Annotated in this window: 1 protein-coding gene; it reads left to right on the top strand. The window is 25.4% G+C overall.

Going from position 1 to position 668, the window contains the following annotated elements; all coding sequences use genetic code 11:
- Nucleotides 1-481, top strand: a 481-nt coding sequence (locus CQA76_RS08930) for a PoNe immunity protein domain-containing protein (RefSeq protein ID WP_137623020.1), incomplete at its 5' end; no start/stop codon positions are given.
- Nucleotides 482-668: the final 187 nt, after the last annotated feature.

Genomic DNA, 668 nt, shown 5'->3' with positions numbered 1-668 from the left:
TAAATATGCTCGTGGTGATGATATAAAATTAGTTAAAAAAGATTTAGAAGAAGTTATATCAATAATACAAAAAAAACATTCAGAATTTGGATTTGATATTAGTTGGTTTGATGGAAATGCTCTTGAACTTTGTCTTAGAGTGTTATTAGATATAGACACAACTTGTGTATTAAAATTAGTAGAAGAAGATGAAAGAAAAAGAAGAGATATACTTAATAGGGATTGGTTTTTACATTTTATAGGATCTATGGGTAAAAACTTAAATTTAGAACGCAAGTGTATCCGTAAAGAACATGAACTTATTAAAGAATTTGTAGCTACTAAGGATATTGAGTTTTTACATAAATATATGAAAAAACATACAAGATTAAGAGATCCTATTAATACTTGGGATCTTGAAGGTGCTGTTATTGTAAAGATAATGGGTTTAAATAAAGAAGAATTTAAACATTATAAATACTTTCCTTATGATTTAATTTAGCGGATTTGATTCTTATAAAGAATAAAATGAAATATTATAAAATGATGTATAACTATAATCATAATGATGTGGATAATTGGTGCTCTTGTGATCTTGTAGATATAAAAAATAATGATGAATATGCACTTTTAGAATCTAAACCTATTGCAAATTGGCAAACACCTACATTTGAAATCGATGAAAATGA

The organism is Campylobacter aviculae (assembly GCF_005406215.1).
GTDB classification, from domain to species: domain Bacteria; phylum Campylobacterota; class Campylobacteria; order Campylobacterales; family Campylobacteraceae; genus Campylobacter_D; species Campylobacter_D aviculae.
Note: the sequence above shows the minus strand (reverse complement) of the source record. Positions and strands in the feature narration are given on the sequence as shown.